Origin of the sequence: Psychrobacter sp. (genome assembly GCF_030457785.1) — a bacterium.
In the GTDB taxonomy this organism is placed as follows: Bacteria; Pseudomonadota; Gammaproteobacteria; order Pseudomonadales; family Moraxellaceae; genus Psychrobacter.
Map to the genome: position 1 here is coordinate 1 of NZ_JAKDUI010000266.1, position 2,963 is coordinate 2,963.

Sequence of the window (2,963 nt, forward strand, 5' to 3'; positions counted from 1 at the left end):
AGTGATAATAAGAATAATTAGAAAGTAAAATTAATTAAAGTATCCATATAAAGATGGCAATTTACAACGATAAAGTGCACGAAGCCACTGATAGATTAAGGAGAATATATAATGACTAACGGCAAGTATGATGACTTGAACCATGAAATCGATGAATTAGAACAAACCATGCATGACGCTGACCAATTTCGCACATTAGAAGAGCAAGTAGCCGATATGAAGCGCCGTGGTATAGAACCAAATCAAGGTTACAAAGATGTGGATCAAAAAGAAGAAGACGAAGACTGGGGCGATGAAACTTGGAAAGAAAATGGCAAGTGGGAACCCAAGACGTCAAAAGACTTAGATGAGAAAGCGCGTGAAAACTGGGGCGATAGTGATGACAAGCCGAATCCACCACCAATCGTTTAGTTTCTTGTTGAACCATTCGACTTCATTGATCGGTTAAATAATTCTAATTTTATCCAACAGTAAATGGTGGTCGTTATTATATTAACCATGGTATCAATCCCAGTGATAACCATGGTAATTACTACAAAAAAAAGCCACGCTAAATAGCGTGGCTTTTTTTTGGTTTATAGCCAGCAAATGAATAAACAGTACTGTATTCGATGAAAAGTAAAATCGAAACCCTTTTACAATCGTGCTACTGGTACAAATTTCACTTGCGTGCTGTATTTACAGAGGCTGCGAAAAATTCATCCCAGTAGCACTGTAGCGGTTTGAACACATCTTGACTATAATCGCTAACCTAAGGCATGTCCGCATTTAGGTCGCGAAGCATGACTAGATTCGTATGGTGCTATGATCCTTCATCAATACGCACCAGCCTAATGGAACCATCTGCGTTTTTTTGTTGGATCAGTTGTCCCATACGGTCAGCAGGCTCGGGGTTCAGTGGTTGGCTGTTGCCTGACTGTCCGTATTGATTGCCGTACTGGCTTCGGTTAGGTGCTGCATCACCAATAATCGTACGATAAAAATTTTGTCCGGCACGTCCATCAGCTGGGAAAATACCGCGGCTAGTTTGGTATTGTTGGATAGCGGTACGGGTATTGTCTCCGATGATACCATCGACACCACCAATGTCATATCCAGCGTCTAGGAGCGCTTGCTGGATATCTTTGGCTTGCTGACGGCTGATGCCTGGATCGTCTGTTGGCCAGGCAGTAATGAAGTCCGTTTTACTGCTGTCTTCACGAGTGATCAAGTCGGATAAATGGGCAATGGCCAACGCGTAGTTTTCTGATGCATTGTACGAATAAAAAGTATCAAAGTTTTTACCAACCAAGAAAGCAGGTCCTTCCATACCGGCTGGTAATAACAAGCCCGCACTGTTCAAGTCATAAGGCAACGGGCTACCATTTGCCAGTGTTAAACCTTGATTACGCCAGTGACTGATCGATTTTTTGTCTCTACGATTAGATGCTGCCCAGAAGCCGTCAGGGAGTTTAACTTCATAGCCCCAAGGCTCACCAGTACGATAGCCTCTGTTGTCCAAAAAGTTAGCGGTGGAAGCCAGTGCATCGGGTACACTGTTGACCAAGTCACGGCGACCATCACCGTCGAAATCTACAGCCAAATCTAAAAAGGTGCCCGGCATAAACTGCGTTTGTCCAAAGGCACCTGCCCACGAGCCCGTCATGTCACTTGGTGCGATATCGCCACGTTGTACGATCTTTAGCGCATTGGCAAATTCGCCTTGGAAATAGCTTTGACGACGGTCAAAACAGGACAATGTCGCTAAAGATTCGAACAAGGGTTTTTTGCCTAGTGTCTGTCCAAAGTTTGACTCTACGCCCCATACGCCTAATACGTGTGCAGCTTTTACGCCATAACGTGATTCCACTTGGCGAAGTGTATCACTCCATTGATGCTTGGCACGGATACCGTCTTCGACACGCTCTTTATCGACTAATACTGATAAGTAATCCCAAACATCTTTTTGAAACTCTGGTTGGTAATTGAGTGATTGAATCACGCTAGGGTCAGGCTGGCTAGGACGATAGTTATTAAAAGTGAAGCTATCTACGCCACTGAACTTGCTAGAGTTTTTTAGTCTATCTAAGCATTGTTGAAACTCACTATTGGATAGATCAGGTGCTGGTGGTCTAGCAGCTTGGGCGGTGCTCGCAAAACTAAGCCCAACAGCAAGACTCAGTAGCGACAAAGCAGAGGTAGAAACAGAAGTGAAACGCATGGAATATCCTATAAACGTCAAATTAAAAGGGTTGGCAAAGAGGACTGACACGATATGAGCTTAGAGTAACCAATCTAAATAATAAAGAAAAGGTATTGTAGTTCTAACGCTATAAATAATTACGTTAGTTTGATATAGGTGTGAGGTTGGAAGAGGATTTGATATTGTTCAACATAGAAACTACCGTGGTATAGCGCCAGTTTCCATGTGATTTCGAGAGTGGGGTAGCAAGGTTATGAAGCAGTCGGAGACCATCCCAGATTCTGTGTAACTGCCATTTAGATTAAATGCTTACTGATACGATCATCAAACATAATCATAAAACGATTAAGAGCAGACGTCCAGTTACGAATCGGCATCGACCACTTTTTAGACGCCTGCTGGGTGGCTAAGTACACCACTTTGAATGCCGCCTGATCAGACGGGAACACCTTACGCTTATTTACCGCTGTACGAATCACACTGTTTAGCGACTCAATCGCATTGGTGGTATAAATTACTTTTCTGATGTCTTTCGGGTACTCAAAGAACACCGTTAAGCCCTCCCAGTTATTACGCCAAGACTTGATGACATGCGGGTACTCTTTGCCCCATACCTCATCAAAGTGCTCAAGGTTGGCCTCTGCTATCTCAAGCGTATCAGCACCGTAGATGGCCTTTAAATCAGCCGCTACGGCCTTCTTATCTGTCCAAGGTACAAACTTCATTGAATAGCGCACCATATGCACGATACACAGCTGAACCTGAGCGTTAGGGTAGACCG

General features: G+C 43.7%; 3 protein-coding genes. 1 reads left to right on the top strand and 2 read right to left on the bottom strand.

Annotation, left to right across the window (positions count from 1 at the left end):
• Positions 1-111 precede the first annotated feature (111 nt).
• The gene (locus tag L0J61_RS10340) at positions 112-411 is read left to right on the top strand and encodes a hypothetical protein (RefSeq protein ID WP_301466359.1); all 300 of its coding nucleotides are present in this window, start codon (positions 112-114) and stop codon (positions 409-411) included.
• Positions 412-802: 391 nt separating this feature from the next.
• Here L0J61_RS10340 and L0J61_RS10345 read toward each other — a convergent pair whose 3' ends face one another.
• Together L0J61_RS10345 and L0J61_RS10350 are read right to left on the bottom strand one after the other, a co-directional pair.
• Entirely contained in the window at positions 803-2,200 is a 1,398-nt protein-coding gene (locus tag L0J61_RS10345; protein ID WP_301466360.1) for a lytic murein transglycosylase, read from the bottom strand.
• A gap of 278 nt (positions 2,201-2,478) precedes the next feature.
• The coding region (locus L0J61_RS10350) for a transposase (protein WP_301466361.1) at positions 2,479-2,963 on the bottom strand (485 nt) is incomplete at its 5' end.

Excerpts from the sequence above, each read along its gene's own strand:
- L0J61_RS10340 (WP_301466359.1), top strand. The coding sequence starts at position 112 with ATGACTAACGGCAAGTATGATGACTTGAACCATGAAATCGATGAATTA.
- L0J61_RS10345 (WP_301466360.1), bottom strand. The coding sequence starts at position 2,200 with ATGCGTTTCACTTCTGTTTCTACCTCTGCTTTGTCGCTACTGAGTCTT.